Source organism: Streptomyces sp. NPDC012835 (assembly GCF_042900885.1).
GTDB lineage: Bacteria > Actinomycetota > Actinomycetes > Streptomycetales > Streptomycetaceae > Streptomyces.
The window spans coordinates 29,815-56,652 of the sequence record NZ_JBIBBW010000007.1 but is presented as its reverse complement, the minus strand read 5'-3'; the positions used below and the strand labels follow the sequence as shown (position 1 = coordinate 56,652).

Annotated in this window: 25 protein-coding genes; 19 read left to right on the top strand and 6 right to left on the bottom strand. The window is 71.9% G+C overall.

Annotated elements, in window-relative coordinates; translation table 11 throughout:
- Positions 1-1,851, bottom strand: a complete 1,851-nt coding sequence (locus ACFY6S_RS25810; RefSeq protein WP_388827602.1) for a phosphatidylglycerol lysyltransferase domain-containing protein — start codon at positions 1,849-1,851, stop codon at positions 1-3.
- Between the two features lie 193 nt (positions 1,852-2,044).
- On the opposite strand from ACFY6S_RS25810, the gene ACFY6S_RS25805 reads away from it, so the two are divergent.
- Positions 2,045-3,160, top strand: a complete 1,116-nt coding sequence (locus ACFY6S_RS25805) for an alpha/beta hydrolase (protein WP_388827605.1) — start codon at positions 2,045-2,047, stop codon at positions 3,158-3,160.
- Between the two features lie 21 nt (positions 3,161-3,181).
- Here the strand turns inward: ACFY6S_RS25805 and ACFY6S_RS25800 are convergent, their stop codons facing one another.
- Positions 3,182-4,354 (bottom strand): ABC transporter ATP-binding protein, encoded by a 1,173-nt coding sequence (locus ACFY6S_RS25800; RefSeq protein WP_388827607.1) that lies wholly within the window; start codon positions 4,352-4,354, stop codon positions 3,182-3,184.
- Positions 4,355-4,549: 195 nt separating this feature from the next.
- Between ACFY6S_RS25800 and ACFY6S_RS25795 the strand changes: the two genes are divergently transcribed.
- The 4 genes from ACFY6S_RS25795 to ACFY6S_RS25780 all read left to right on the top strand — a co-directional run bounded on the left by ACFY6S_RS25795 (position 4,550) and on the right by ACFY6S_RS25780 (position 8,232).
- A complete protein-coding gene (locus ACFY6S_RS25795; RefSeq protein WP_388827610.1) occupies positions 4,550-5,257 on the top strand; it encodes an ABC transporter permease in 708 nt (235 codons plus the stop codon).
- A gap of 2 nt (positions 5,258-5,259) precedes the next feature.
- Positions 5,260-5,994 carry an ABC transporter permease gene (locus tag ACFY6S_RS25790; protein WP_388827777.1) on the top strand — a complete coding sequence of 245 codons (735 nt, stop codon included), beginning with the start codon at positions 5,260-5,262 and terminating at the stop codon, positions 5,992-5,994.
- A gap of 37 nt (positions 5,995-6,031) precedes the next feature.
- Positions 6,032-7,015: an ABC transporter substrate-binding protein gene (locus tag ACFY6S_RS25785; RefSeq protein ID WP_388827613.1), complete on the top strand. Its 984-nt coding sequence runs from the start codon at positions 6,032-6,034 to the stop codon at positions 7,013-7,015.
- Positions 7,016-7,167: 152 nt separating this feature from the next.
- Positions 7,168-8,232, top strand: a complete 1,065-nt coding sequence (locus ACFY6S_RS25780) for a hypothetical protein (RefSeq protein ID WP_388827616.1) — start codon at positions 7,168-7,170, stop codon at positions 8,230-8,232.
- Between the two features lie 81 nt (positions 8,233-8,313).
- Here ACFY6S_RS25780 and ACFY6S_RS25775 read toward each other — a convergent pair whose 3' ends face one another.
- Both ACFY6S_RS25775 and ACFY6S_RS25770 read right to left on the bottom strand, forming a co-directional pair.
- Positions 8,314-9,465 carry an NADH-quinone oxidoreductase subunit D gene (locus ACFY6S_RS25775; protein WP_388827619.1) on the bottom strand — a complete coding sequence of 384 codons (1,152 nt, stop codon included), beginning with the start codon at positions 9,463-9,465 and terminating at the stop codon, positions 8,314-8,316.
- Positions 9,462-10,493: an SAM-dependent methyltransferase gene (locus ACFY6S_RS25770; protein WP_388827622.1), complete on the bottom strand. Its 1,032-nt coding sequence runs from the start codon at positions 10,491-10,493 to the stop codon at positions 9,462-9,464. Before ACFY6S_RS25770 ends, ACFY6S_RS25775 begins: the two co-directional genes overlap by 4 nt.
- Positions 10,494-10,778: 285 nt before the next feature.
- Between ACFY6S_RS25770 and ACFY6S_RS25765 the strand changes: the two genes are divergently transcribed.
- Positions 10,779-11,978: a sensor histidine kinase gene (locus ACFY6S_RS25765; RefSeq protein ID WP_388827625.1), complete on the top strand. Its 1,200-nt coding sequence runs from the start codon at positions 10,779-10,781 to the stop codon at positions 11,976-11,978.
- A 183-nt stretch (positions 11,979-12,161) separates the two neighbouring features.
- Positions 12,162-12,836: a response regulator gene (locus ACFY6S_RS25760; RefSeq protein ID WP_388827628.1), complete on the top strand. Its 675-nt coding sequence runs from the start codon at positions 12,162-12,164 to the stop codon at positions 12,834-12,836.
- A gap of 42 nt (positions 12,837-12,878) precedes the next feature.
- Here the strand turns inward: ACFY6S_RS25760 and ACFY6S_RS25755 are convergent, their stop codons facing one another.
- Positions 12,879-13,967, bottom strand: a complete 1,089-nt coding sequence (locus ACFY6S_RS25755) for a DUF5937 family protein (protein WP_388827631.1) — start codon at positions 13,965-13,967, stop codon at positions 12,879-12,881.
- 100 nt (positions 13,968-14,067) lie between these two features.
- On the opposite strand from ACFY6S_RS25755, the gene ACFY6S_RS25750 reads away from it, so the two are divergent.
- The 11 genes from ACFY6S_RS25750 to ACFY6S_RS25700 all read left to right on the top strand — a co-directional run bounded on the left by ACFY6S_RS25750 (position 14,068) and on the right by ACFY6S_RS25700 (position 22,782).
- Positions 14,068-14,334 (top strand): hypothetical protein, encoded by a 267-nt coding sequence (locus ACFY6S_RS25750; RefSeq protein WP_388827634.1) that lies wholly within the window; start codon positions 14,068-14,070, stop codon positions 14,332-14,334.
- A gap of 145 nt (positions 14,335-14,479) precedes the next feature.
- Positions 14,480-15,487 carry a Rossmann-like and DUF2520 domain-containing protein gene (locus ACFY6S_RS25745; RefSeq protein ID WP_388827637.1) on the top strand — a complete coding sequence of 336 codons (1,008 nt, stop codon included), beginning with the start codon at positions 14,480-14,482 and terminating at the stop codon, positions 15,485-15,487.
- Positions 15,484-16,389 carry a pantoate--beta-alanine ligase gene (gene panC / locus ACFY6S_RS25740; protein ID WP_388827640.1) on the top strand — a complete coding sequence of 302 codons (906 nt, stop codon included), beginning with the start codon at positions 15,484-15,486 and terminating at the stop codon, positions 16,387-16,389. The genes ACFY6S_RS25745 and panC overlap by 4 nt, the downstream gene beginning before the upstream one ends.
- Positions 16,386-18,224 (top strand): L-aspartate oxidase, encoded by a 1,839-nt coding sequence (locus tag ACFY6S_RS25735; protein ID WP_388827642.1) that lies wholly within the window; start codon positions 16,386-16,388, stop codon positions 18,222-18,224. Before panC ends, ACFY6S_RS25735 begins: the two co-directional genes overlap by 4 nt.
- Before the next feature lie 2 nt (positions 18,225-18,226).
- A complete protein-coding gene (gene nadC, locus ACFY6S_RS25730) occupies positions 18,227-19,315 on the top strand; it encodes a carboxylating nicotinate-nucleotide diphosphorylase (protein ID WP_388827645.1) in 1,089 nt (362 codons plus the stop codon).
- The gene (locus ACFY6S_RS25725) at positions 19,315-20,112 is read left to right on the top strand and encodes a type III pantothenate kinase (RefSeq protein ID WP_388827648.1); all 798 of its coding nucleotides are present in this window, start codon (positions 19,315-19,317) and stop codon (positions 20,110-20,112) included. The genes nadC and ACFY6S_RS25725 overlap by 1 nt, the downstream gene beginning before the upstream one ends.
- A gap of 157 nt (positions 20,113-20,269) precedes the next feature.
- Complete coding sequence (locus ACFY6S_RS25720; RefSeq protein ID WP_388827780.1) at positions 20,270-20,902, top strand: hypothetical protein; 633 nt, start codon at positions 20,270-20,272, stop codon at positions 20,900-20,902.
- A 14-nt stretch (positions 20,903-20,916) separates the two neighbouring features.
- On the top strand, positions 20,917-21,108 hold the full coding sequence (locus ACFY6S_RS25715) for a hypothetical protein (RefSeq protein ID WP_388827651.1): 192 nt from the start codon (positions 20,917-20,919) through the stop codon (positions 21,106-21,108).
- Positions 21,109-21,258: 150 nt separating this feature from the next.
- The gene (locus ACFY6S_RS25710) at positions 21,259-21,753 is read left to right on the top strand and encodes a BlaI/MecI/CopY family transcriptional regulator (protein WP_388827783.1); all 495 of its coding nucleotides are present in this window, start codon (positions 21,259-21,261) and stop codon (positions 21,751-21,753) included.
- Between the two features lie 9 nt (positions 21,754-21,762).
- Complete coding sequence (locus ACFY6S_RS25705; protein WP_388827653.1) at positions 21,763-22,302, top strand: amino-acid N-acetyltransferase; 540 nt, start codon at positions 21,763-21,765, stop codon at positions 22,300-22,302.
- Between the two features lie 144 nt (positions 22,303-22,446).
- Positions 22,447-22,782 (top strand): Lsr2 family protein, encoded by a 336-nt coding sequence (locus tag ACFY6S_RS25700; RefSeq protein WP_329067003.1) that lies wholly within the window; start codon positions 22,447-22,449, stop codon positions 22,780-22,782.
- On the opposite strand, the gene ACFY6S_RS25695 is transcribed toward ACFY6S_RS25700, so the two are convergent.
- Positions 22,761-23,348, bottom strand: a complete 588-nt coding sequence (locus ACFY6S_RS25695; protein ID WP_388827656.1) for an SCO3374 family protein — start codon at positions 23,346-23,348, stop codon at positions 22,761-22,763. The genes ACFY6S_RS25700 and ACFY6S_RS25695 overlap by 22 nt on opposite strands.
- Positions 23,349-23,945: 597 nt before the next feature.
- Between ACFY6S_RS25695 and ACFY6S_RS25690 the strand changes: the two genes are divergently transcribed.
- On the top strand, positions 23,946-26,468 hold the full coding sequence (locus ACFY6S_RS25690) for an ATP-dependent Clp protease ATP-binding subunit (protein WP_388827659.1): 2,523 nt from the start codon (positions 23,946-23,948) through the stop codon (positions 26,466-26,468).
- Positions 26,469-26,838 lie beyond the last annotated feature (370 nt).

The window sequence follows — 26,838 nt, the reverse complement described above, 5'->3', positions numbered from 1 at the left end:
CTAGGCGGTACGCACCTCGTGGTCGGACCCTGTGAGGGCGGCCGGGTGGGCGCACGGGTGGTCGTGCCGTCCGCGGCCGAGGCGGCGCAGCGGGCGCGGCAGCGCCAGCGTGACGAAGCCCTCGGCCCGCATCGCGGCCAGACCGATCCTGGGCAGGTCGCCGGTGGAGCGGAAGATCACGTAACGCGGCTCCCAGCGCGGCTGGAACTTGGCGTTGAACTTGTACAGCGACTCGATCTGGAACCAGCGGGAGAGAAAGACGAGCAGCCCCCGCCAGCAGCGCAGCACCGGGCCGGCGCCCAGCCGCTCGCCCCGGGCGAGCGCCGAGCGGAACATGGCGAAGTTGAGCGAGACCCGCACCACGCCCAGTTGGGGCGCGGCGTGCAGCGCGGCGACGATCAGCAGTTCGTTCATGCCGGGGTCGGCGGAGCGGTCGCGGCGCATCAGGTCGAGGGACATGCCGTCCGTCCCCCACGGCACGAAGTGGAGGACGGCCTTCAGGTCGCCGTAGGGGCCGGGCGGGTCCCCGCCCGGCCTGTGGGCGGTCGCGATCACCGAGTCGCCGTCGGCGGGGTCGCCGATCCGGCCGAGCGCCATGGAGAAGCCGCGCTCGGTGTCGGTGCCGCGCCAGTCGTCGGCGGCGCGGCGGACCCGCTCCAGCTCTCCTTCGGAGAGGTCACGGACGCGCCGTACCCGCGTTTCGTAGCCGGCGCGCTCGATGCGCTTCACCATCTGGCGTACGTTGCGCATGGCGCGTCCGTGCAGGGAGAAATCCGGCACGTCCACCACCGCTTCGTCGCCCAGCTCCAGGGCGTCGAGTCCGGTCTCCCGGGTCCAGACCTCGCCGCCGGTCTCGCTGCACCCCATGACGGCGGGGGTCCAGGAGTGCGCCTTGGCCTCGTCCATGAAGCGTTCGATGGCGCCGGGCCACGCCTCCACGTCGCCGATGGGGTCGCCGCTGGCGAGCATCACTCCGGAGACCACGCGGTAGCAGACGGCCGCCTTGCCGCTGGGGGAGAAGACCACGCCCTTGTCGCGGCGGAGGGCGAAGTGGCCGAGGGAGTCGCGGGCGCCGTGCCGGGCGAGCAGGGCGCGCAGCCGCCGCTCGTCCTCCTCGGTGAGCCGCGCCGCCGGGTGCTCGGGCCGGAACGCCAGATAGATCGTGGTGAGCGCGGTGAGCAGGCCGAGGGCGCCGAGCGAGTAGCCGACGGTCCAGTCCACGGTGCCGCTGTACTCGACCGGTCCCTCGGCGCCGAACAGGCCGTACAGCACGTGTTCGAGACGGTCGGTCAGGCCGGGACTGCCCACGGTCCGGTGCGGATGGACGCTGACGATGATCAGCCCCAGACCGATCGAGCCCGCGCCCATCAGAACGAAGTTGGCGAGTGCTCGCCACCGGCTGCGCGGGTCGGGCAGCGCCGCGAACTCGCCGCGGTGCCGCAGCAGCAGGGCCAGCAGGGCCAGCGAGAGCACGACCCCGGCGATCGAGTGCCGGTAGCCGAATTGCGCGACGGCTCCGGCCGGCAGCAGGATGACGGACGCACGCCAGGCCCGTCGCTTGCGGCGCTTGAGGCCGTGCGCGAGCAGCAGCAGGAGTACGCCGACGCTCAGCGACAGCGCGGCGGCGAACGGTCCGAGCGCCCCCGGCAGCACTTCGGCGAGGGTGTGCATCCGGCTGTGGCGGAAGCGGGGGAAGACACCGGCGGCGATATCGACCAGGCCGATGAACGAGCACGCGGTGCCGACCAGCCAGGGGACGGAGTCGGGCCGGGGACCGCCGAACAGCCGCCGCGCCCGGCCCGGTGGACGCCTGGTCAGAGAGGTGACCGTCGCGCCCGACGAACGATTCATCCGATCCGGAACCGATCCCGATTTATCCCCATCTAGCGTCACAGACATCGCTTCCCGTGGCTCCGCGAGAGAGTGTGGTGTCCGAGTCCGCTGCTTTGGCGCGGGCCGGACATTTTGCGACCTCTAGGACGGGGCTTTCGGGGTGCGGGTTCCGCTGTGTTCGGGAAAATCTCACGGAAGAGCTCCGGTCGACATGGGTCTTACCAGCCGTAAAGTTCTGGTTCTGGCGGTCGTGCTGGCCGTTGCGCTGTTCGTCCTGACGGTCTGGCTGTGGCCACGGCTGTCCCGCCGTACGCCGCGGGCCGTCGCCGGCCGTGTCGGGGTGCTGGCCGCCACGCAGGTGTCCATCTTCGCCGCTGTCGCCCTCGTGGCCAACCAGTACTTCCTCTTCTACGGCACCTGGGGCGACCTCTTCGGCCAGGAACAGCCACTGGGAGCGGTCGTGGGCCCGGCGGCGGCCGACGGCAAGAACGTCACGGTCATGGACACCCAGCACGCCCCCGTGCCGGGGAGCCGGCAGCCCTCGGTCTCCGGACAGATCCAGAAAATCGCCCTGAGCGGCCGGAAATCGGGGATCGACAGCACCGCGTACGTCTACCTGCCGCCCCAGTACTTCCAGCCGCAGTTCAAACGGCAGCGGTTCCCGGCGGCCGTGGTGCTCACCGGCTACCCGGGGGTGGCGGAGAACCTGATCAAGGGGCTCAACTACCCGACGACCGCCTGGCAGCTGGCCAAGGCCGACAAGATGCAGCCGATGATCCTGGTCATGCTGCGGCCCACCGTGGCGCCACCACGGGACACCGAGTGCGTGGACATCCCCGGCGGTCCGCGGACCGAGACCTTCCTCGCCGAGGACGTGCCGACGGAGGTGTCGCGCGCCTACCGCGTGAAGAACGTGCCGCGCAGCTGGGGCGTCATCGGCAACTCCACCGGCGGCTACTGCGCGCTGAAGATCGCGATGCGCCATCCGGAGCGGTTCTCGGTGGGCGTCGGCCTCTCCGCGTACTACAAGGCGGCCGAGGACCCGACGACCGGCGACCTCTTCCACGGCGACGACCGGCTCAGAAACCGGTCGGACCTGCTGTGGAGCCTGGACAACCTGCCGCAGGGCGAATCGTCTCTGCTCGTCACCAGCTCCCGGACCGGCGAGCGCAACCTGGCGGACACCGAGATGTTCATCAGCAAGGTCAAGGCGCCCTCCCAGGTCTCGTCGATCATCCTTCCGAGCGGTGCGCACAACTTCAACACCTGGCGCCGGGAGATCCCGCCGGCCCTGGTGTGGATGAGCGGCCGGCTCAGCGGCGCCTGATCCGGCCGCGCGGGCCGCCCGTCACGCGGAGGCGGCCCTGCTGACGGTCTCCAGCTCCACCTCCGTACGGGGAACGGCCCGTACGTCCGCGTCGATCGACCGGCGCAGCGCCTCGTGCAGCCGGGCCGGGGTGAGGACGCCGAGGAAGCGGCCCGTCTCCTCCCGGTCGATGACGGCGATCCAGCCCGCGTCGTGCTGGAGCATGGTGGCGAACGCCTGCTTGAGGGAGGCGCCGACGGGCAGCCACGCCTCCATCCGGCGGGCGTGCTCCCGTACGGTCCCCGAGGCGCCGGTGCGGTCGGTGGAGATCCAGCCGTGCAGGTTGTCGTCCGAGTCCAGCACGACGGCCCAGCGCGCGCCTTCCTCGGCGAGCCTGGCCGACGCCTGCCCCAGCGGGTCGTCGAGGTGGAGCACGGGCGGCTGCTCCAGGTCGCCCTCCTCGATGGGCGTGACGGAGAGCCGCTTGAGGCCCCGGTCGGCGCCCACGAAGTCCGCCACGTACGGCGTGGCGGGTGCGCCGAGGACGGCGGCGGGGGCGTCGAACTGCTCGATCCGGCCCTGGCCGTAGACGGCGATGCGGTCGCCGAGCCTGACGGCCTCCTCGATGTCGTGGGTGACGAACAGCACGGTCTTGTCGACCGCAGCCTGGAGCCGGAGGAACTCGCTCTGGAGGTGGTCGCGCACCACGGGGTCGACGGCGCCGAACGGCTCGTCCATCAGCAGCACGGGCGGGTCGGCGGCGAGCGCGCGGGCCACCCCGACGCGCTGGCGCTGGCCGCCGGAGAGCTGCTCGGGGTAGCGGTCGCCGTAGACGGACGGGTCGAGGCCGACCAGGTCGAGGAGTTCCGCCGCGCGCTCGCGCCCCTTGCCCCGTTTCCAGCCGAGAAGGTGCGGGACGGTCGCGGTGTTCTCCAGGACCGTCTTGTGCGGGAACAGTCCCACCTGCTGGATTACGTAGCCGATCCGGCGCCGGAGCTGGACCGGGTCGATGGCCGCTATGTCGTCGCCGTCGAGGAATATCCGTCCCTCGGTCGGTTCGATGAGACGGTTGACCATTTTCATGGTCGTGGTCTTGCCGCAGCCGGAGGGTCCGACGAGCGTGACCAGTTCACCGCGCGCGACCTCGAAGGAGAGATCGTCGACAGCGGTCGTGCCGTCCGGGTACCGCTTGGTGACGTGCTCGAATCGGATCATGGTTCCCCATTGTGCTGCGAGTTGTGTGAAGGCCATGTTGCTGGAATGTGGCGGGCTTCCGCGAATGTCAGTGGTCGGGGATAGGGTCGCCGGACATGGGTGCCGCACAGCATCCATACGTACGGCACACATACTCACCGGCGAATCCGGTCGGCGGTACACATACTCACGGGAAGACGGGGGAGGCGGGGACGGATGAGCGCGCGAGGATGCCTGGCGGCGAACGACTGGATCTGCGGTGAATATCTCCGCTCCCGCAGTCAGGAGCTGACCGACGCCACGGTCCAGCATGTGTGGATCACGGTGGTCTCGGTCGTCATCGGGCTGGTGGTGGCATTTCCGCTGGCACTGCTGGCCCGGAGCAGGCCCGCATTCACCGGGCCGGTCCTCGGGCTGACGACCCTGCTCTACACGATTCCCTCCCTGGCGATGTTCTCGCTGCTGCTGCCGCTGTTCGGCCTCTCCGCAGGTCTGGTGATCACCGGCCTGGTGCTGTATTCACTGACGATTCTCGTGCGGAACATCATGGCCGGGCTGGAATCCGTTCCGGAAGAGGCCAGGGAAGCGGCGCGCGGGATGGGATACGGACCGGGCAGGCTGCTCTGGGAGGTCGAGTTGCCGCTCGCGCTGCCCGCGCTGATGGCGGGGGTGCGCATCGCCACGGTCTCCACGATCGCGCTGACCACGGTCGGCTCGATCGTCGGCAGGGGCGGACTCGGCAATCTCATCGAGGACGCGCTGTCGAGCTTCTTCAAGGCGCAGGTGCTGGCCGCTTCCGTGCTCTGCGTGCTGCTCGCGGTCGTCGCCGATCTCCTGCTCCTGGGCGTGCAGCGGCTGCTGACGCCCTGGACCCGGATACGTACGCCGGAGAAGGCGCGTGCGACGGCGAAGGCGGTGGCGTGACCATGGGTGTGCTGGGAGAGGCGTGGTCCTGGCTGACCACGGGCGCCAACTGGTCGGGCGACGGCGGGGTGTGGCACCGGCTCCAGGAGCATGTCTATGTGAGCGGTCTCTCGCTCGCCCTCGCCTGCGCGATAGCCCTGCCGGTGGCCCTCTGGCTGGGCCACATCGGCAAGGGCGGCTCCCTCGCGATCAACATCTCCAACGTCGGCCGGGCCGTCCCCGTCTTCGCCGTGCTCGCGCTCTTCATGGTCTCCCCGCTGCGCAACGCGGGCTCGGGGCCCACCGTGATCGCGCTGGTGCTGTTCGCCGTGCCACCGCTGCTGACCAACGCCTACGTGGGCATGCGGGCGGTGGACCGCGCGGTGGTGGAGGCCGCCAGGGGGATGGGAATGTCGGGGCGCCAGGTCTTCGTACGGGTGGAGCTGCCCCTCGCCTACCCGCTGATCATGACCGGGCTGCGCTCGGCCTCCGTGCAGGTGGTCGCCACCGCGACCATCGCCGCGATGGTGGGGCAGGGCGGCCTCGGCCGCGTCATCACCGCGGGATTCAACACGTACAACACCGCGCAGGTGGTCGCGGGCGCCCTGCTGGTCGCGCTGCTGGCGCTGCTCGTCGAGGGCGCGCTGGTGGCGATCGACCGGATCGTCGACCCGGCGCCTTCCATAGCCGGGGCCGGGCCGGCCCCGGACCGTACGGCGGCCTCGGCCGGCCCGGCCCCCGCCCGCGAGACCGCGTGACGACCGACCTTTCGGCTTCTTGGAGATGGTGGACATCATGAGCAAGACCTCGCGCATCGCGGGTGCGGCACTGGGAGTGGTGGCGCTGACCGTCTCGCTCGCCGCGTGCGGCGGCGACAGCCTGGAGAAGGACGACGCGGGTGCCGGGTCGGACTCCGGGTCCGGGGCGGGGAAGAAGGGCTCGCTGGTCATCGGCGCGGCCGCCTTCACCGAGTCGAAGGTGCTGGCCGAGCTGTACGCCGGGATACTCGCCGGCTCCGGGTACTCCACGTCCGTCACGACGGTGAAGAACCGCGAGCTGTACGAACCTTCCCTGGAGAAGGGCGAGATCGACGTGGTGCCGGAATACGCCGCGACGATCACCGAATTCCTCAACGCCAAGGTGAACGGCGCGAAGGCGGCCGAAGCCGAGCCCCTCGCCTCCAGCGACGCCGACGCGACCGTCGCCGAGCTGAAGAAGCTCGCCGAACCGCGCGGGCTGAAGGTGCTTCCGGCCGGGCAGGCCGTCGACCAGAATGCCTTCGCCGTCACCAGGGAATTCGCCACGAAGAACAAGCTCAAGACGCTTTCCGATCTTGGTAAGAGCAAGATCGAAGTGAAGATCGCCGCAGGTGACGAGTGCGCCGTACGGCCGTTCTGCGCGCCCGGCCTCAAGAAGACCTACGGCATCGATGTCGCGGGCATCGACCCGAAGGGCGTCGGCACTCCGCAGTCCAAGCAGGCCGTCAAGGACGGCGTGGACCAACTCGTCCTCAGCTCCACCACCGACGGCACACTCGACAGCTTCGGACTGGTGGTGCTGGAGGACGACAAGAAGCTCCAGAACGCCGACAACATACTCCCGGTGGTCAATGCCAAGGACGCCGGTTCGCAGGAGATAGCCGATGTCCTGGGCAAGCTGACGGCCGCTCTGACGACCGACGACCTCGCGAAGTTGAACCTCAAGGTCGATGGGGAGCGGGCGAAGCCGGAGGATGTCGCCAAGGAGTATCTGGAGTCCAAAGGTCTGGTCAAGAAGTAGCTCACGCGCGGCCTTCGCCGGGTAACCCGCAACAGGCATAAAGGAGTTCTCCAGCGGAAACGGGAGAGGAACGGAGGGGGCCCGGCCACGGACCGGGAAAGATTGTCCGACCGGCGCCCCATTCGGTCCCCACGCACGGTAAATTTCAGGCCATGCCACGTGGACGCCACCGCCATTCCCCACCCCTCCACAAGCTTCTGCCGCCCACGGCGGTCGCCGGAGCCGCGGTCCTCTGCGCCGCGGGCGCCTGGCTGTTCGCCGATCCGCTGGTGCTGCGCGGGCTCGTCGCCGCGACGGCGGTCGCCGCCATCACCGGCGCGGTCGTCATGCGCGGCTGGGACCGCAGCGCGGGCCGCCGGGTCGCCGAACTGACACGCGGCCGCGAGAGCGACCAGTGGAAGACCGAGGAGCGCCTGGCCGAACTGGAGGCGGACGTCGAGGAGTCGCGCGAGCTGCGCGGCAAGCTCGACGCCAAGCTCCGGGCCAAGCGCGTCGAGCTGGCCAAGCTGCGCGGCGAGCACGCCGCGCTGCTGCGGCGCTACGCCACGGCGGAGACCGAGCGGGCCACGGCGCTGGAGGGGCGGCGTCAGCTCGCCCTGGAAGCGGCGACCGTGCCCAAGGCGCTGACCGCCGCGAGCGGTACGACAGCGGCGGCCTATCTCGGCGCCGCCCGCGCCCTGGACGAACTGGCGCGCAACGCCGCCGCCCAGCAGGCCAGGTTCACCGTCGAGGCGGCCCGCGCCCGCGACCTGGCCGAGCGCGCCACGGAGGCGGAGGACCAGCGGGGGAAGCACGCGGCGGACGCCGGGGCCGAGCAGCACAGCCGCCCGGCGTCCGCCCTGCCCGCCACCCGGGTGCCGACCGCGTCCGCGATCGTGCCGTACTCCCCGCTGCGCCGCCCGGTGCGGCCGGAGGGCGGCTTCGACTTCTTCGGCGCGGAGGGCCGGCCCGAGGGAGGCGAACGGCCCCCGGGCGAGGCGCCGTCCGGCGAGGAGGCCGGGACCGGTGCGGCGGCCGGGGAAGGGACCGGGCCGGTGGCCCGTCTGGAGCGCGAGGACCTCGCGGACGTGGTGGGCGAGGAGGCCCTCGCCGAGCGGCGCAGGTCGGAGGACCGGGGCGTCGGTCAGGTCATCGATCTGACCGCGCACGACCTGGCCGCGCACGACGGGACCGGGCGGTTCCCGCTCGGTGAGCTGCGCGGCGCGGTCGGTTCCTGACGGACGGCCCCCCTCGCCCGGCCGGTCCGTGAGGCGGCGCGGGCCGGGGACGAGGCCGAGGGTCCTGGAGGTGGCGTCCCGTCACTTGTCGATGTCGCCGACGACGAAGAACAGCGACCCCAGGATCGCCACCATGTCCGCCACCTGCGTCCCCGGCAGCAGTTCGGTCAGCGCCTGGATGTTGTTGAACGAGGCCGAGCGCAGCTTCAGCCGGTACGGCGTCTTCTCGCCCTTCGACACCAGGTAGTAGCCGTTGACGCCGAGCGGGTTCTCCGTCCAGGCGTACGTGTGGCCCTCCGGGGCCTTCAGCACCTTGGGCAGCCGCTGGTTGATCGGCCCGGGCGGCAGCTCCGCGATCCGGTCCAGACAAGCGTCGGCGAGGGCCAGCGCGTTGTGCGTCTGGTCCAGCAGGCATTCGAAGCGGGCCAGACAGTCGCCCTCCTCGCGGACCACTACCTTCAGGGTGTCGCGCAGTTCGCCGTAGCCGAGGTACGGCTCGTCACGGCGCAGGTCGAAGTCCACCCCCGAGGCGCGGGCGATCGGCCCCGACACCCCGTAGGCGTGCACCGCCTCCCGCGACAGCACCCCGACGCCGCGCGTGCGCCCCCGGAAGATCTCGTTGCCGAGGACCAGCCGGTCGTACACGTCCATGCGCGAGCGGACCTCGGCGACGGCGTGCCGGGCGCGGCCCTGCCAGCCCGCCGGAAGGTCTTCCTTGAGGCCCCCGACCCGGTTGAACATGTAATGCATCCGGCCGCCGGAGATCTCCTCCATCACGGACTGAAGCTCCTCGCGCTCCCGGAACGCGTGGAACATCGGCGTGATGCCGCCCAGCTCCAGCGGGTAGGAACCGAGGAACATCAGGTGGTTCAGCACTCGGTTCAGCTCGGCGAGCAGCGTCCTGGTCCACACCGCGCGCTCGGGCACCTCCATGCCCAGCATCCGCTCGACGGCCAGCACCACGCCCAGCTCGTTGGCGAACGCCGACAGCCAGTCGTGGCGGTTGGCGAGCATCACGATCTGCCGGTAGTCACGCGCCTCGAAGAGCTTCTCCGCGCCCCGGTGCATATAGCCGATCACCGGCTCCGCCTGCCGGATCACCTCGCCGTCCAGCACGAGGCGCAGCCGGAGCACACCATGGGTGGAGGGATGCTGCGGACCGATATTGAGCACCATGTCGGTGCTCTCCGCCGCGCCGCCGATGCCGACCGTCGTCCGGGTGGTCTCCGTCATGGGCCACAGTCTCTCAGAGCACCGTCCGGGCCACTCGGAGCGGTACCGACCGGCTGTACGAGCCACCCGAAGTCGCCCAGCCCGCCGCGCGCCGTCAGCTCGGCCGCCGCCCCCGCCGCCGACAGCGCCCGTACGTAGCCGGCCGGGTCGGTGGAGGCGAGGGCCAGCGGCGGGCGGGCGCCGGCGACCCCGAGCCGGCGCAGCGCCTCGCGCTGCGTGAACAGTTCCGCGCCGGGCAACGCGCAGGCGTCCAGGGCCACATGAGCCGTCAGGTCGCGGCTGCCGTCCGGTACGGGGGGCACCTCGCGGCCCGCGCGGAAGCCGGTCAGGGTGCCGAACGGCGGCCGGGCCTCCCGTACGTGCGCGTAGTCGACGGCGACGGCGAGTCCCGCCTCCAGGGTGGCCACCGCGGCCGCCCACGCCTCGTCGCGCGGGCGGCCGATCTCCGCCCTCGTTCCGGGGCCCGCCGACGGCCACCAGCGGTCGAGCCAGCGCGCGTCGGGGCCCTCGACCGGTTCGCCGGGCTCCTCCGAGCCGTCCGGCCGGACCAGGACGTAGCGCACCACGCCGTCCTCGCCGGTCTCCGCGACATCGACGGGCACGTTGTCGAGCCATTCGTTCGCGAACAGCAGCCCCCGCACGCCCGTGGGCGGTCGCGCGCACCACTCGATCCTCGGGTCGAGCCCGGCGGGCCTGGCCGCGCGCTCGACGGCGTACGGACGCACCGTGAGGCCGTCGGGCACCGCAGCCAGGATGCCGGTCAGCAGCTCGCCGTGGCCCGCGCCCAGGTCGACGACCGTGATCTCGTCGGTCGCCAGCTCCCGCGCGGTCCCGGCCAGCAGCCGGGCCACGGCGGTGGCGAAGAGCGGGGAGGCGTGCACGGAGGTACGGAAGTGCGCGGCGGGGCCCTCGGGGCGCAGATAGAAGCCGTCCGGGCCGTACAGCGCCGCCTCGGCCGCCGTGCGCCACCGGACGGCTGCCGGCGCCGCGTGCGGCGGCCCGTCCACCGCGTGCGGCGGCCCGTCCACCGCGGGCGCGTGCGGCCGGGCCGCCGCGGCCGTACCCGGCCGGGTCCCGGCGGCCCCGGACGGGCGGCTTTCCTCCGGGGCCGTGGACCGCCGTTCCGTTTCCGTCCCGTACCGACCGCTTTCCGTCCCGTACCCGCTGCTTCGCGCGCCCCGCGCCCTGCCCGTCCCGTGCGTCACGTCATCCGCCACGAGGCCAAGTCTCCACCTTGGGGAGTACGCTTCCGCCGACCGGATCGACCCTCCGGTTGACCCGTACGCCGTTTCCGCCTCCCTACGCTGGGTTACGTGCAGCGCTTCTACGACTTCCTCCGCAGGCACCCGACGAGTGTCGACAGTTTTCTGGCTGTCCTCCTCTTCGGGTTCTCCCTGTTGTGGGCGGTCCAGACGAACCTCGGCGTCGCACCCCGGCTGGTGGCCATGGCCGCCGTCCTGCTGCTGAGCCTGTCGGTGGCGCTGCGCCGTCGCGCACCGGCGAAGATCCTGCTCCTGGTGACCGCCGTGGGTGTCGCGCAGCTCGTGCTGAACGTGGACATCAACCCGGCGGACTTCGCGATGCTGGTGATCATCTACACCGTCGCCTCGGAGGACGGACCACGCTGGGCCTCCCGGTTCGCGCTGGTCGGCGGGGTGCTGGCCGCGCCGCTGTCCCAGCTGCGCTGGCCCACCGGGAACGACGGCCTGCTGGGCCGGTTCTTCGCCGCCGTGGTGCTGGCCGTGCCGTTCGTCCTCGCCTGGGTGCTGGGCGACTCCCTCAGAACCCGGCGCGCCTACCTCGACCAGCTGGAGGAGCGGGCCACCCGGCTGGAGAAGGAGCGCGAGGCACAGGCCAAGGTGGCGGTCGCCGCCGAGCGCGCCAGGATCGCCCGTGAGCTGCACGACGTCGTCGCGCACAACGTCTCGGTGATGGTGGTCCAGGCAGACGGCGCCGCCTACGTCCTGGACGCCGCCCCCGACCAGGCGAAACAGGCGCTGGAGACCATTTCGAGCACCGGCCGGCAGGCGCTCGCCGAGATGCGCAGACTCCTCGGGGTACTGCGGACCGGCGATGCCAAGGAGAGCGGCGAGTACGTACCGCAGCCCGATGTCGGCCAGATCGAGGAGCTGATCGAGAAGGTGCGCGAAGCGGGCCTCACCGTGGACTTCCGGATCGAGGGCACCGCCCGCCCGCTGCCCAGCGGCGTCGAGCTGACCGCGTACCGCATCGTGCAGGAGGCCCTCACCAACAGCCGCAAGCACGGCGGCCCCGATGTCGGCGCCAGCGTGCGGCTCGTCTACTTCGACGACGGGCTGGGGCTGCTGGTGGAGGACGACGGCCGGGGCGCGGCCCACGAGCTGTACGAGGACGGCGGGGCGGACGGCCGGGGGCACGGGATGATCGGGATGCGGGAGCGGGTGGGTATGGTCGGCGGCACGCTGGACGCCGGGCCGCGGCCCGGCGGCGGTTTCCGGATCAGCGCGTTGCTGCCGCTGAAGCCGGCGGACTGAGGCGGCGGACTGGGGCGGGGAGCGCCGGGAGCCCGCCGCGCGGACCCCTCTCGTCGTCCCGCTCGTCGTCCCGCCCCCTGCCGTCGTCCCGTCTTCCGCCGTCGTCCCGTCCCCTTCCGCTCCGTCTCTCCTTCCGCTCCCCGTTCCCCCGTTCCGCTCGCCCTACTGGACAAGGACCCCCATATGTCGATTCGCGTGATGCTCGTCGACGATCAGGTACTTCTGCGTACCGGTTTCCGCATGGTGCTGGCCGCGCAGCCGGACATGGACGTCGTCGCCGAGGCGGGCGACGGCGCGGAGGCCATCGAGAGACTCCGCTCCACCAAGGTGGACGTCGTCCTGATGGACGTGCGCATGCCCCGGCTCGACGGCGTCGAGGCCACCCGCCGGATCTGTGCCCAGCCCAACGCACCCAAGGTGCTGATCCTGACCACCTTCGATCTCGACGAGTACGCGTTCTCCGGTCTCAAGGCGGGCGCCAGCGGGTTCATGCTGAAGGACGTCCCGCCGGGCGAGCTGCTGAGCGCGATCCGCGCGGTGCACAGCGGCGACGCGGTCGTCGCCCCGTCCACCACGCGCCGGCTCCTGGACCGCTTCTCACCGATGCTGCCGAGCGGCGCACCGCAGCGGCACAAGGAGCTGGACCGGCTGACCAGCCGCGAGGGGGAAGTGCTGCTGCTGGTCGCGCAAGGACTGTCGAACGGCGAGATCGCGGGCCGGCTGGTGCTCTCCGAGGCGACCGTGAAGACGCACGTCGGCCGGATCCTCACCAAGCTCGGCCTGCGCGACCGGGTCCAGGTCGTGGTCCTCGCCTACGAGTCCGGGCTGGTGCGCGCCGGCGGCAACCCGGGGAGCTGAGCCGGCCCCGGCGCCGTGGTGGCGCCCGATACGGAATCCTCCTCAGCGCAGCATGCCCTCCAGGAAGTCGCTGCCCAGCCGCGCCACCACGGCGACGTCCAGCTGATGCAGCACATAGCGTCCGCGCCGCTGGGTCGTCAGCAGCCCCGCCCGGCGCAGCACCGCCAGATGACGGGACACCTCGGGTGCGGTGATCCCGTTCGCGTCGGCCAGCTCGCTCGTCGTGTACGTACCCCGCGCGAGGTGGCGGCACAGCCGCATCCGCAGAGGGTGGGCGACGGCCTCCAGACGCAGCTTGACGGTGTCGACCGGGGTGGCGCCGGCCAGCTCGCGGCCGGAGACCGGGTACTGGACGACGGGCCGCCAGCCCGGCGCGTGCAGCGCGATCAGGTGCGGCCACCCGAAGGCGGTGGGCAGCAGCGTCAGGCCGGAGTCCGATGCGGTGGTCCGGCCGTGGCCGAGCTTGTCCACCGCGATTCGGGTGCGCGGTCCGTCCCGCTCGACCGTGACGGCGGGCGAGACCGCCGCCATGGCCTCGGCGACGCCGTGGCGGCGCAGCAGCTCCGTCTTGTGGCGGGCGTCGGCGGCCAGCTGCACCCGCACGCGCCGCCAGGTGTCCGCGAAGAAGACCTCGTCGCACTCCTCGAACAGCCGGCGTATCCAGGCCCTGACGGCGGGCGGGTCGTCGAGCATGCGACGGGCGAACGCGGCCTGGCGCGGGCCCCGGGCCGCCGCCAGCTCCAGGGCGCGCTTGCGCACGGCCGCGTCGACGAGCGGTGAGGGGATGCCCTCGTCGTACCGGCTGGCGCAGGAGATCTCCAGCGCGGCGGCGACGTACCGCTCGTCGTCCATCCGGTCGAGGTCGTCCAGCTCCTCCGCGAGGGTCTCGCGCGGGGTGGCGGGCAGCAGGATGTCGGCGCGGGCGGCGCGCCACAGGAAGTCCGCCTCGTGCAGCCGGTCGGCCAGCTCGGGCTTGAAGGAGGCGGCGGTGGCCGTGGTCCAGCCGTGCAGCCTGGCGTGGTGGGCGGGCTCGGAGAGCGCGTGCAGGGCCGCGGCCAGCTCGGCCAGCGGGGACGGGGCGAAGGCGATCCGCTCCGGCGGCAGCCCGGTGATGTCGATGTACACGCTCATGGCCCCCATGCTGCCTCCCTCCACTGACAACGGGCGCTTCGATTGACGGGGGCCGTCAATCGAAGCGCCCGGAGCCGCCCGCCCGGCGCAGGGTGGGCGCATGGACGCCATTCAGCAGTACATGCTCGACAGCTACCGCGCCTCTCTCCGCGGCGAGATCGCACCACCGCCGCCCGGCCGGTACGACCGCGAGACGCTGCGCACGATCCGGGAGTACCAGCGGGTGCGCCGGGTCGCCGGACCGCCTGAGGGGACCGCCCGCGGCCCCGTCACCGGCCCCGCCGCCGCTCCGCGAGCGCCGCTGGCCCGGCTGGCGCGGCTGCTCCGCCGCCCCCGCCGCCGCCCCCGCGCGGCAGGGGCGCGCTGAGCGGGGCGACGGGCGGTTCCGGGCGGTACGGGGCGGTCGGACGCGCGGGTCCGACCGCCCCCTACCGAGGCCGGACCCGTGGGCCGGGAAGCCCGGCCCACAGGCTGTGGACAACCCGGGCGGCTCCGGGAAACGCTGGCGTAGCATGGCGAGAAATCGTCCGGTACCCCCTGCGGACTGGAACGGAAGGCCCCGCCGCGTGAACACACCACCACAGGACCCCTTCGACCCCCGGGACCGCCCCGCCCGGCTGTCCGTCGGCGTCGTCGGGGCGGGCCGGGTAGGCCCCGCCCTCGCCGCGTCGCTGCGGCTCGCCGGGCACCGCCCCGTCGCCGTCTCCGGGGTCTCCGACGCCTCGGTACGCAGGGCGGGCGCGCTGCTGCCCGATGTTCCCCTGGTCACCCCCGCCGAGGTGCTCGCCCGCGCCGACCTGGTGCTGCTGACCGTCCCCGACGACGCGCTGCCCGGCCTCGTCGAGGGCCTCGCCGAGACCGGTGCCGTACGACCGGGACAGCTGCTCGTGCACACCTCCGGGCGGTACGGCGCCAAGGTGCTCGACCCCGCGCTGCGCGCCGGGGCCCTGCCCCTCGCGCTCCACCCCGCGATGACCTTCACCGGCAGCCCGGTGGACGTCCAGCGGCTGGCGGGCTGCTCGTTCGGCGTCACCGCGCCGGAGGAGCTGCGGCTGGCCGCCGAGGCGCTGGTCATCGAGATGGGCGGCGAGCCGGAGTGGATCGCGGAGGAGTCCCGTCCGCTCTACCACGCCGCGCTGGCCCTGGGCGCGAACCACCTGGTCACCCTGGTCGCCCAGTCCATGGAGCTGCTCCGCGAGGCCGGGGTCACCGCCCCCGACCGCATGCTCGGCCCGCTGCTCGGCGCCGCCCTGGACAACGCCCTGCGCTCCGGCGACGCCGCGCTCACCGGGCCGGTCGCGCGCGGGGACGCGGGTACGGTCGCCGCGCACATCGCGGAGCTGCGCGCGCACGCCCCCGGCGCCGTCGCCGGATATGTGGCGATGGCCCGCACCACCGCCGACCGGGCGCTCGCGCACGGGCTGCTCAAACCCGAGCTGGCCGAGGACCTCCTCGGCGTCCTCGCGGACGGCGACAGCCTCGGGGACGCGCGCGGAGGCGGCGCGGGGGGCGCGCGATGAGCCCCGTACTCACCACCACGCGCGCCGATCTCCACGGGCTGCTGGCGCGGCGCGCCGTGCCGGGCCGTACCGCCGCCGTACTCACCATGGGCGCCCTCCACGAGGGGCACGCGGCGCTCGTCCGGGCGGCGCGTGCCCATGTCGGGCCGGACGGGTTCGTCGTGGTCACCGTCTTCGTCAACCCGCTCCAGTTCGGCGCGGGGGAGGACCTCGACCGTTATCCGCGCACCCTGGACGCCGATCTGAAGGTGGCCGGGGAAGCGGGGGCCGACGCCGTCTTCGCCCCGTCCGCCGAGGAGGTCTACCCCGACGGCGAGCCGCTGGTGACGCTCGCGGCCGGGCCCATGGGCGAGCGGCTCGAAGGCGCCTCGCGCCCCGGCCACTTCGACGGGATGCTCACCGTCGTCGCCAAGCTGCTGCACCTCACCCGCGCCGACGTCTCCTTCTTCGGTACCAAGGACGCCCAGCAGCTCGCGCTGGTCCGCCGGATGGTCCGCGATCTGAACTTCCCGGTCGGGATCGTCGGCGTACCGACGGTCCGCGAGGAGGACGGTCTCGCGCTCTCCAGCCGCAACCGCTACCTCTCCCCGGCCGAGCGCGGCACCGCCCTCACCCTCTCCCGGGCCCTGTTCGCGGCCCGCGGGGCACCGGCCGGCGTCCAGGCACCGGCCGTCGTCCAGAAGTCGGCCGACGCCGTACGGGCCGCCGCACACGCCGTGCTCGACGGGGCGAGCGGGGCCGTGCCGCCGCTGACGCTCGACTATCTGGCGCTCGTCGACCCCGCCGACTTCACCGAGGTCCCCGACGGCCACACCGGTGAGGCGATCCTCGCCGTCGCCGCGCGCGTCGGCGCCACCCGGCTGATCGACAACACCCCCCTGACCTTCGGAGCCCCCCAATGACCGGACCAGCGACCGGAACCGGAATACGGCTGTCCGCCCCCGCCCCCGGCTGGGCGATCGACGCCGACGTCGTCGTGGTCGGCTCCGGCGTCGCCGGTCTCACCACGGCCCTGCGCTGCACCGCCGCCGGGCTGCGTACCGTCGTCGTCACCAAGGCCAGGCTCGACGACGGCTCCACCCGCTGGGCCCAGGGCGGTATCGCCGCCGCCCTCGGCGAGGGCGACACCCCCGAGCAGCACCTCGCCGACACGCTCGTCGCGGGCGCGGGCCTCTGCGACGAGGAGGCCGTGCGCACCCTGGTCACCGAGGGCCCCGCCGCCGTGCGCCGGCTGATCGACACCGGCGCGCACTTCGACACCTCCGCCACCGGGGAGCTCCAGCTCACCCGCGAGGGCGGCCACCACCGCCGCCGGATAGCCCACGCGGGCGGTGACGCGACCGGCGCGGAGATCTCCCGGGCCCTGGTCGAGGCGGTCCGCGCCGCGGCGCTGCGCACCGTGGAGAACGCGCTCGTCCTGGACCTCCTGAAGGACCGGCAGGGCCGTACGGCGGGCGTCACCCTCCATGTGATGGGCGAGGGACAGCACGACGGAGTCGGGGCCGTCCACGCGCCCGCCGTGGTCCTCGCCACCGGCGGCATGGGCCAGGTCTTCTCCGCGACGACCAACCCCGCCGTCTCCACCGGTGACGGCGTGGCGCTCGCACTGCGGGCGGGCGCCGAGGTCTCCGACCTGGAATTCGTCCAGTTCCACCCGACGGTGCTCTTCCTCGGCGCCGGAGCCGAGGGCCAGCAGCCGCTGGTCTCCGAGGCGGTACGGGGGGAGGGCGCCCATCTCGTGGACGCCGACGGGGTCCGCTTCATGCTCGGCCGACACGAACTGGCGGAGCTGGCGCCCCGCGACATCGTCGCCAAGGCGATCATGGGCAGGATGCTCGAACAGGGCGCCGAGCACATGTATTTGGACGCCAGGCACTTCGGCGCCGCGATGTGGGAGAGCCGCTTCCCGACCATCCTGGCGGCCTGCCGCGCCCACGGGATCGACCCGGTCACCGAGCCCGTACCGGTGGCCCCGGCCGCCCACCACGCCTCGGGCGGCGTCCTCACGGACCTGCGCGGCCGGACCACCGTCCCGGGGCTGTACGCGTGCGGCGAGGCGGCCTGTACGGGGGTGCACGGGGCGAACCGGCTGGCCTCCAACTCCCTGCTGGAGGGCATCGTCTTCGCGGAGCGCATCGCGGCGGACATCGTCGCGGACGCCGTCGTGGACTCCGTCCCGTCGGAGCCCTCCGGACCGGCGCGGCGCCGCCTTCCCGAGCCCGCTGAGCACCGCCCTCTCGCTGAGCACCGCCCTCTTGAAGAGGGCGCGGAAAACGGCGGCGAACTGCCGCTCGTCGCCCCCGAGACGCGTTCCGTGATCCAGCGGATCATGTCCGAGGGCGCGGGCGTCCTGCGCTCGGCCCGCAGTCTGGAGGAGGCGGCGCGCGGTCTGGAGGCCGTCGAGTCGGCCGGGTACGAGCCGGAAGCGTCCGGCTCCCCGTCCGCCAAGTCCGCCGTGCCCGGCGTCGACTCCTGGGAGACCACCAACCTGCTCTGCGTCGCGCGCGTGCTGGTCGCCGCGGCGCTGGAGCGCGAGGAGACGCGCGGCTGCCACTGGCGGGAGGACCGCCCCGAACGTGACGACACCGACTGGCGCCGCCATCTCGTCGTCCGGCTGACGCCCGAGCGCCGCCTCGTGCTCCGCCGCACCGGCACGGCGGGCTTCCCGCCCGTCCGCCCCGCACCCATCCCCACCGACGCACCCCAGCCCCCCGCCGACGCCCCCAGGGAGCCGTAACCGTGAGCACGCACGAAGACAGTCCACGACCCGAACCCGTGGACGTTCCGCTCATCCAGATCGGCGCCCCCGCCGCCGAGCGGTCCGAGACGGGCGGTTGCGGCGACGGCTGCGGCTGCTCGGCCGGCGAAGGCGCGGAGGGACTCGACCTCGCCGGTCTGGAGTGCGGTCTCGACCCCGCCCTCGCCCAGCTCCTCGCCGACGCGGGTCTCGACCCCGTCCTGGTGGAGGACATCGCGCACGTCGCCGTCGAGGAGGACCTCGACGGCGGTGTGGACGTCACCTCCGCCGCCACCGTCCCCGACGGCGCCGTCGCCACCGGCGACTTCACCGCCCGCGAGAGCGGCACGGTCGCCGGGCTGCACATCGCCGAGGCGGTGCTGTCCCTCGTCTGTACGGAGGCGTTCGAGGTCGAGCGGCACGTCCTGGACGGCGACCGCGTCGAGGCGGGCCAGAAGCTGCTGAGCGTGACCACCCGCACCCGCGACCTGCTCACCGCCGAGCGCAGCGCCCTCAACCTCCTGTGCCGGCTCTCCGGCATCGCGACCGCCACGCGCGCGTGGGCCGACGCCCTCGAAGGCACCGGCGCCAAGGTCCGCGACACCCGCAAGACCACCCCGGGGCTGCGGGCCCTGGAGAAGTACGCGGTGCGCTGCGGGGGCGGCGTCAACCACCGCATGTCGCTCTCGGACGCGGCCCTGGTCAAGGACAACCACGTCGTGGCCGCCGGCGGCGTCGCGCAGGCGTTCAAGGCCGTACGCGCGAGCTTCCCCGACGTACCGGTCGAGGTGGAGGTCGACACCCTCCACCAGATCCACGAGGTGCTGGAGGCCGGCGCCGATCTGATCCTGCTCGACAACTTCACCCCGGAGCAGACCGCCGAGGCCGTGGCCCTCGTCGCGGGCCGCGCCGTCCTGGAGTCCTCCGGCAGGCTCTCCCTCGGCAACGCGCGCGCGTACGCGGACACGGGCGTCGACTTCCTCGCTGTCGGCGCGCTGACGCACTCCTCGCCGATCCTCGACATCGGACTCGACCTGCGCGAGGCCGCCGGGCCCGGCGGGACCGCCGCGACGGGCGGGGCGGACGCCTGATGCTGCTCACCATCGACGTCGGCAACACCCACACGGTCCTCGGCCTGTTCGACGGCGAGGAGATCGTCGAGCACTGGCGCATCTCCACCGACGCCCGCCGCACCGCCGACGAACTCGCCGTCCTCCTCCAAGGTCTGATGGGGATGCACCCGCTGCTCGGCGACGAGCTGGGCGACGGCATCGAGGGCATCGCGATCTGTTCGACGGTCCCCTCCGTCCTGCACGAACTGCGCGAGGTGACCCGCCGCTACTACGGGGACGTTCCCGCCGTCCTCGTGGAGCCCGGCATCAAGACCGGTGTGCCGATCCTCATGGACAACCCCAAGGAGGTCGGCGCGGACCGCATCATCAACGCCGTCGCCGCCGTCGAGCTGTACGGCGGCCCGGCGATCGTCGTCGACTTCGGTACGGCGACGACCTTCGACGCGGTCAGCGCGCGCGGCGAGTACACGGGCGGTGTCATCGCCCCGGGCATCGAGATCTCGGTCGAGGCGCTCGGCGTCAAGGGCGCCCAGCTCCGCAAGATCGAGCTGGCCCGGCCGCGCAGCGTCATCGGCAAGAACACGGTCGAGGCGATGCAGTCGGGCATCCTCTACGGCTTCGCCGGCCAGGTCGACGGCGTGGTGGCGCGGATGGCCCTGGAGCTGGCCGACGACCCCGAGGACGTCACGGTGATCGCCACGGGCGGCCTCGCCCCCATGGTCCTCGGCGAGGCGACCGTGATCGACGAGCACGAACCCTGGCTGACCCTGATCGGACTGCGTCTGGTGTACGAGCGCAACGTCTCGCGCATGTAGCGCCTCAGCGCCGAGGTGCCAGGGCGCCGACGGGTGCCCGCGCCGCCGTCATCCGTTCGGCGGCGCGGGCCGCGCCAGAGAAGAGGCGTTAAGAGGATTTTGTCCTTTTGGCGCGTACTGTCGCCGCATGCCCACGCCATACGGATCCCGCGGCGGCATGGCCTTCGGCACCGACGAGCTGCGTGTGCTCCGACGTGCCCTCGCCGGTGCCCTTCATCCCACCCCGCTCCCGGACGGGGACATCCAGGCATGTCTGCGGCTCGCCGAGTCCGTGGACGAGGCGATGCGCGAGGCCGGGCGGCTGCGGGACTTCCTCCTGGCCGACCTCACCAGATACCGCCAGGCGCTCCCCGGCTCGCTCACGGGCTACCTGGAGCTGCTCCAGGACGCTCTGGGCGCCGGTTACGTCCCGCTCCCCGACGATCTCGCCGCGCTGCGCGCCCTGCGCGGCAGTCCGACCGCCGCCGCGCTGCTGGAGCGCTGCCGGCTCCTCGCCGAGCAGTCGGTGCGCGCCCGGCTCGCCGACCGCGCCGCCGCCGCCGATGCCCCGGCCGCTCCCGCGCCCCGCACCCGGCTCCTCGCCGCCCCCCGCACCCGGCTCCTCTCCATCCCCGGCGGCCGGGGAGCCGACGAGCCCCGGCGGCCCAAGGAGCCCCAGCGCCCCGCCGAGCCGCGCGAACCGGCCTCACCGAAGCCCGCGACGCCCGGCCGGCCCATGCCCAAGCCGTCCGAGGTCTTCCCGCCGCGCCGCCGCCCCGCGCCCCCGCCGGAGCGTCTCGCCGCCGGATAGCTACGCTGGGCGCCATGGACTACGTATCCGCGCTTCTGCCGCCCGTGGTGATGGCGGGCTTCTTCATCGGCCTGGTCGTGACGATCGTCAAGAGCCAGGGCGGCCCCAACAAGTTCAAGGAGGACGCCGCCGTCGACGCGGCGTTCTCCCGTGCGGAGGCCGACCGGCTCCAGGGCGGCCCGGCCCCGGACGTCCGCGGCGCCTGAACGGGAGCGCTCGCTCCGAACGTATGACCCGGACGTACGACTGACTCCCAGTCGTACGTCCTTTTTGTTACGTCAATAACCGGCCATTCGGACATCTCGCACTATGGTGGCGCTGTGCCCCGTCAATTGGGAGACCTGGAAGACGCCGTCATGACCCGCGTCTGGCAATGGAACCGACCGGTCACTGTCCGGGAAGTCCTGGAAGACCTTCAACGGGAGCGGTCCATCGCCTACACCACCGTCATGACCGTAATGGACAATCTCCATCAGAAGGGCTGGGTGCGCAGGGAAGTCGACGGACGCGCCTATCGATATACGGCCGTCTCCACCCGCGCCGCCTACGCCGCCGCCCTCATGAACGAGGCGTGGTCCAAGAGCGACAACCCGGCGGCGGCTCTGGTCGCCTTCTTCGGCATGATGTCTCCGGAGCAGCGCACCTCACTGGAGGACGCGGTCCGTATGGTCAGGGCCCGGCCGGAGGACGCGGAAGCCCGGCCCGGAGATGGGGAAGCCCGGCCGGAAGGTACGGAACTCCGGCCGGAAGGCGCGGAACAAGTGCCGGGAGAGGGCCGCGAAGAGCCGCGGGAAGGCGTGCGGGAAGAACGGGCCGAGGGCGCCGACGGGCCGCGCGCGACGGGGCGATAGCGTCCAGCCATGGCCACAGCCCTTCCGGTTCCCAATGCCGCAGCAAATGCCCTCACCGTCCGGCGGGCCAGGACCAGGGATGTTCCGGCGGTCCGCCGCCTTGTCGATCCTTACGTCGGTGAAGGCATCCTGCTCGACAAAGCGCCGGTGACGCTTTACGAGGACATCCAGGAGTTCTGGGTCGCGGAACGCGACGAGGACGCCACGGTCATCGGCTGCGGCGCCTTGCACGTGATGTGGGAAGACCTCGCCGAAGTGCGCACACTCGCCGTCGACCCCTCGGTCAAGGGCGCCGGCGTCGGCCATCTTCTTCTGGACAAGCTGCTGGAGACGGCCCGCTGGCTCGGAGTGCGGCGCGTATTCTGCCTCACCTTCGAAGTCGAGTTCTTCGCGAAGCGCGGGTTCGTGGAGATCGGTGAGACGCCGGTCGGCGGAGATGTCTACAGAGAGCTGCTGCGTTCCTATGACGAGGGCGTTGCGGAGTTCCTCGGTCTCGAACGGGTGAAGCCGAACACCTTGGGCAACAGTCGGATGCTTCTGCACCTGTGATCGCCGCACTCGACGAGATCCCTATGTCCGAATCGCGCACGTTTCCCGCGCGGTCGCCCCACTGAACCTCTGCCGGGGGTTTGTGTTTTCCTGAGAAAAGCGGTTTCCTTTCCGCGTACTGCATTTTCGATGAAAGGAAATCCGGTGGCACAGAAGGTTCAGGTCCTTCTTGTCGATGACCTCGACGGTGGCGAGGCGGACGAGACCGTCACGTTCGCTCTGGATGGCAAGACGTACGAGATCGACCTCACCACCGCCAATGCGGACAAGCTCCGGGGTCTGCTCGATGCCTACACCAAGGGCGGCCGGCGTACCGGTGGCCGGGGTGCGAGCAGCCGCGGCAAGGGCCGGGTGGCGGCGGGTGGCAACAAGGACACCGCGGAAATCCGCAAGTGGGCCAAGGAGAACGGCTACAGCGTCAACGACCGCGGTCGTGTTCCCGCTGAGATCCGTGAAGCCTACGAGAAGGCCAACGGCTGAGTATTCGTACGAAACGTATTTCTGCGCAGCAGCCGGGCCCGGTGGCACTCAAGCGCCGCCGCGCCCACGAGGCGTACGAGATCGGGGGCATCCCCACCGCTGCCCCCGCTGCCGCCGCTTCCGAACGGGATGAGCGCCGGCAGCGTCGTCTCCATCTCGCGTCCGGGCTCGGGGGGACGCAGCCACACGGCGGCCCCCTGGGCGGTGGCGCCCCGCCACCCCGGCGGTACGGGCGCGGGCAGGTGCCCGTCCGTGCCGAGGGCGGTCAGCCCGAGCGGCACACCGCCCCACTCCAGCCAGTCGAGCAGCCCTGGCAGCTCGTCCGCGCTCCCCGGGGCCACCAGCAGCCGCATCCGGTCCCCCTGGAGCGCCACGGGGCCCGTCGGGCCGACGCGCCGCAGCACCGCGGCCCCCGCGTCGGCCGGCAGCTCCAGCGCGTCGAAGCGCACCCCGGTGAGCAGCAGGACCGGCGGCCCCGAGGCCGTCGTCCAGCCGAGTTTCTCCTCGTACCACCGGGCGGGATCGCCTTCGGGCGTGGCGCGGGGCGACGGGACGGCGGGAGTCATGCCCGGAGCAACTCCCGGACCGCGCCCGGAGTTACGCTGTGCCGGTGGACGGTCGCACAGAGTGTTCGTTTCGGGAGCGCGCGAAAGGGTTCAGGGGCGCAAGGGTGTTCGCCCTTAGCGGAGGGAACCAAGGTGCCCCGCATGGAGTGTCAGTGCTTGCGGGTAGGACATGGTCGAGTGGTCCTCCCGGCAGACTCCGTCCCGTCGCACCGTCCGGCTCGCATGCTCGCCGCGTCGGCCAAAAGCCCAGGTAGCTCCGCTACGACGGGCTCCGGCCGCCGAGCGATCGTACGTACGGGACGGCGCTTCCCCGGGACGGACCACGCCGGTCGCGGCACGCTCGGCAGTCGGACGACACGCGGTTTCGGTCGGCTCGCGTTCGCCATCGGCGTACTGATGGCGAGGGTATCTGCCTGGCCTGCGGGAACATCGTCTCGGACCATCGGGTTGGAGCTGGTGTCCGACGTTCGGGGCTGAGAGCCTGGGACAGGTGTCAGCAGTTGGAATGAGCGGTCCCCGCTTGCGGGACTAAGCTGCGGAAGGACAGGGAGGGGACCGACCCCTTTACTGCCTGACCGCTCTGAGGAGCGATTAACGATGTTCGAGAGGTTCACCGACCGCGCGCGGCGGGTTGTCGTCCTGGCTCAGGAAGAAGCCCGGATGCTCAACCACAACTACATCGGCACCGAGCACATCCTCCTGGGACTGATCCACGAGGGTGAGGGTGTCGCCGCTAAGGCCCTGGAGAGCCTCGGGATTTCGCTCGAGGCGGTCCGCCAGCAGGTGGAGGAGATCATCGGCCAGGGGCAGCAGGCCCCGTCCGGCCACATCCCCTTCACCCCCCGTGCCAAGAAGGTCCTGGAGCTGTCGCTCCGCGAGGCCCTTCAGCTGGGCCACAACTACATCGGCACGGAGCACATCCTGCTCGGCCTGATCCGCGAGGGCGAGGGCGTCGCCGCCCAGGTCCTCGTGAAGCTGGGCGCCGATCTCAACCGGGTGCGGCAGCAGGTCATCCAGCTGCTCTCCGGCTACCAGGGCAAGGAGGCCGCCACAGCGGGCGGTCCTGCCGAGGGCACGCCCTCCACGTCCCTGGTCCTCGACCAGTTCGGCCGGAATCTCACCCAGGCCGCCCGTGAGTCCAAGCTCGACCCGGTCATCGGGCGCGAGAAGGAGATCGAGCGGGTCATGCAGGTGCTGTCCCGCCGTACGAAGAACAACCCGGTCCTCATCGGTGAGCCCGGCGTCGGCAAGACGGCGGTCGTCGAGGGACTGGCACAGGCCATCGTCAAGGGCGAGGTGCCCGAGACCCTCAAGGACAAGCACCTCTACACCCTCGACCTCGGCGCGCTCGTCGCCGGCTCCCGCTACCGCGGTGACTTCGAGGAGCGCCTGAAGAAGGTCCTGAAGGAGATCCGCACCCGCGGCGACATCATCCTGTTCATCGACGAGCTGCACACCCTGGTGGGTGCCGGCGCCGCCGAGGGCGCGATCGACGCCGCCAGCATCCTCAAGCCGATGCTGGCCCGCGGTGAGCTTCAGACCATCGGTGCGACGACCCTCGACGAGTACCGCAAGCACCTGGAGAAGGACGCGGCCCTGGAGCGCCGCTTCCAGCCCATCCAGGTCGCGGAGCCGTCGCTGCCGCACACCATCGAGATCCTCAAGGGCCTGCGCGACCGCTACGAGGCGCACCACCGCGTGTCCATCACGGACTCCGCGCTGGTCGCCGCCGCGACGCTCGCCGACCGCTACATCTCGGACCGCTTCCTGCCGGACAAGGCGATCGACCTGATCGACGAGGCCGGATCCCGGATGCGCATCCGCCGGATGACCGCGCCGCCGGACCTCCGCGAGTTCGACGAGAAGATCGCGGGCGTCCGCCGCGACAAGGAGTCGGCCATCGACTCCCAGGACTTCGAGAAGGCAGCCTCTCTCCGCGACAAGGAGAAGCAGCTGCTGGCCGCGAAGACCAAGCGGGAGAAGGAGTGGAAGGCCGGCGACATGGACGTCGTCGCCGAGGTGGACGAGGAGCTGATCGCCGAGGTCCTGGCGACGGCCACCGGCATCCCGGTCTTCAAGCTCACCGAGGAGGAGTCCTCGCGGCTGCTCCGCATGGAGGACGAGCTGCACAAGCGGGTCATCGGCCAGAAGGACGCCATCAAGGCGCTCTCGCAGGCGATCCGTCGTACGCGGGCCGGTCTGAAGGACCCGAAGCGTCCCGGTGGCTCGTTCATCTTCGCCGGTCCTTCCGGCGTCGGTAAGACCGAGCTTTCCAAGACGCTCGCCGAATTCCTCTTCGGCGACGAGGACGCGCTGATCGCTCTCGACATGTCGGAGTTCAGCGAGAAGCACACGGTTTCCCGCCTCTTCGGTTCTCCCCCCGGATACGTGGGTTACGAAGAGGGCGGCCAGCTCACCGAGAAGGTCCGCAGGAAGCCGTTCTCCGTCGTCCTCTTCGACGAGGTCGAGAAGGCCCACCCCGATATCTTCAATTCCCTTCTCCAGATCCTGGAGGACGGTCGCCTGACCGACTCCCAGGGCCGGGTCGTGGACTTCAAGAACACGGTCATCATCATGACGACCAACCTCGGGACCCGGGACATCTCCAAGGGGTTCAACCTGGGCTTCGCCGCCCAGGGCGACACCAAGACCAACTACGAGCGGATGAAGAACAAGGTCAACGAGGAGCTGAAGCAGCACTTCCGGCCCGAGTTCCTCAACCGTGTCGACGACACGGTGGTCTTCCACCAGCTCACCGAGGAAGACATCATCCAGATCGTCGACCTCATGGTCGACAAGGTCGACGAGCGGCTCAAGGACCGCGACATGGGCCTGGAGCTGAGCCCGTCCGCGAAGTCGCTCCTCGCCAAGAAGGGCTACGACCCGGTCCTGGGCGCCCGGCCGCTGCGCCGGACGATCCAGCGGTCGATCGAGGACGTCCTCTCCGAGAAGATCCTCTTCGGTGAGCTGCGCCCCGGTCACATCGTGGTCGTGGACACGACGGGCGAGGGTGACGCCAAGGAGTTCACCTTCCGGGGCGAGGAGAAGTCCCCGCTCCCGGACGCCCCGCCGATCGAGCAGGCGGCGGGCGGCGGCCCGAACCTGACGAAGGAGGCGTGACCGCAGCGTCACGCCGGTTGTGAAGGGGCTGCCCCGGACCGTTTCCCACGGTTCCGGGGCAGCCCCTTTCGTATGCGCGGGTGCATGCGCGGGTGCCTGCGCCGGTGCCCACGCGGGCCGGGCCGGGCCGGGCCGCCGGGCTTCGCGGTGCCCGGGCTTCGCGGTGCCCGCGGTACCCGCGAGCGAGGGCGGGGGCGGGCTCTCTACAGCCCCTGGAGCGCGAGAGGCCGGGCGGAGCCGTCGACCGGCGGCGGCAGCGGCCCGCTCGGGGCCGCCGGGGTTCGCCCGGCCCGGCCGGGGCCCGGGGGTCCGCGTCGTCCCGTACCCGCCCGGTCCGCCAGGACCTTCGTCCCGAAACGGACAGCCTTCG

Bases quoted from the DNA above. Each gene is read 5' to 3' on its own strand.
- ACFY6S_RS25810 (WP_388827602.1), bottom strand. From the start codon at position 1,851: ATGAATCGTTCGTCGGGCGCGACGGTCACCTCTCTGACCAGGCGTCCA.
- ACFY6S_RS25805 (WP_388827605.1), top strand. From the start codon at position 2,045: ATGGGTCTTACCAGCCGTAAAGTTCTGGTTCTGGCGGTCGTGCTGGCC.
- ACFY6S_RS25800 (WP_388827607.1), bottom strand. From the start codon at position 4,354: ATGATCCGATTCGAGCACGTCACCAAGCGGTACCCGGACGGCACGACC.
- ACFY6S_RS25795 (WP_388827610.1), top strand. From the start codon at position 4,550: ATGAGCGCGCGAGGATGCCTGGCGGCGAACGACTGGATCTGCGGTGAA.
- ACFY6S_RS25790 (WP_388827777.1), top strand. From the start codon at position 5,260: ATGGGTGTGCTGGGAGAGGCGTGGTCCTGGCTGACCACGGGCGCCAAC.
- ACFY6S_RS25785 (WP_388827613.1), top strand. From the start codon at position 6,032: ATGAGCAAGACCTCGCGCATCGCGGGTGCGGCACTGGGAGTGGTGGCG.
- ACFY6S_RS25780 (WP_388827616.1), top strand. From the start codon at position 7,168: ATGCCACGTGGACGCCACCGCCATTCCCCACCCCTCCACAAGCTTCTG.
- ACFY6S_RS25775 (WP_388827619.1), bottom strand. From the start codon at position 9,465: ATGACGGAGACCACCCGGACGACGGTCGGCATCGGCGGCGCGGCGGAG.
- ACFY6S_RS25760 (WP_388827628.1), top strand. From the start codon at position 12,162: ATGTCGATTCGCGTGATGCTCGTCGACGATCAGGTACTTCTGCGTACC.
- ACFY6S_RS25755 (WP_388827631.1), bottom strand. From the start codon at position 13,967: ATGAGCGTGTACATCGACATCACCGGGCTGCCGCCGGAGCGGATCGCC.
- ACFY6S_RS25750 (WP_388827634.1), top strand. From the start codon at position 14,068: ATGGACGCCATTCAGCAGTACATGCTCGACAGCTACCGCGCCTCTCTC.
- ACFY6S_RS25745 (WP_388827637.1), top strand. From the start codon at position 14,480: ATGGCGAGAAATCGTCCGGTACCCCCTGCGGACTGGAACGGAAGGCCC.
- panC (WP_388827640.1), top strand. From the start codon at position 15,484: ATGAGCCCCGTACTCACCACCACGCGCGCCGATCTCCACGGGCTGCTG.
- ACFY6S_RS25735 (WP_388827642.1), top strand. From the start codon at position 16,386: ATGACCGGACCAGCGACCGGAACCGGAATACGGCTGTCCGCCCCCGCC.
- ACFY6S_RS25725 (WP_388827648.1), top strand. From the start codon at position 19,315: ATGCTGCTCACCATCGACGTCGGCAACACCCACACGGTCCTCGGCCTG.
- ACFY6S_RS25720 (WP_388827780.1), top strand. From the start codon at position 20,270: ATGGCCTTCGGCACCGACGAGCTGCGTGTGCTCCGACGTGCCCTCGCC.
- ACFY6S_RS25715 (WP_388827651.1), top strand. From the start codon at position 20,917: ATGGACTACGTATCCGCGCTTCTGCCGCCCGTGGTGATGGCGGGCTTC.
- ACFY6S_RS25710 (WP_388827783.1), top strand. From the start codon at position 21,259: ATGACCCGCGTCTGGCAATGGAACCGACCGGTCACTGTCCGGGAAGTC.
- ACFY6S_RS25705 (WP_388827653.1), top strand. From the start codon at position 21,763: ATGGCCACAGCCCTTCCGGTTCCCAATGCCGCAGCAAATGCCCTCACC.
- ACFY6S_RS25695 (WP_388827656.1), bottom strand. From the start codon at position 23,348: ATGACTCCCGCCGTCCCGTCGCCCCGCGCCACGCCCGAAGGCGATCCC.
- ACFY6S_RS25690 (WP_388827659.1), top strand. From the start codon at position 23,946: ATGTTCGAGAGGTTCACCGACCGCGCGCGGCGGGTTGTCGTCCTGGCT.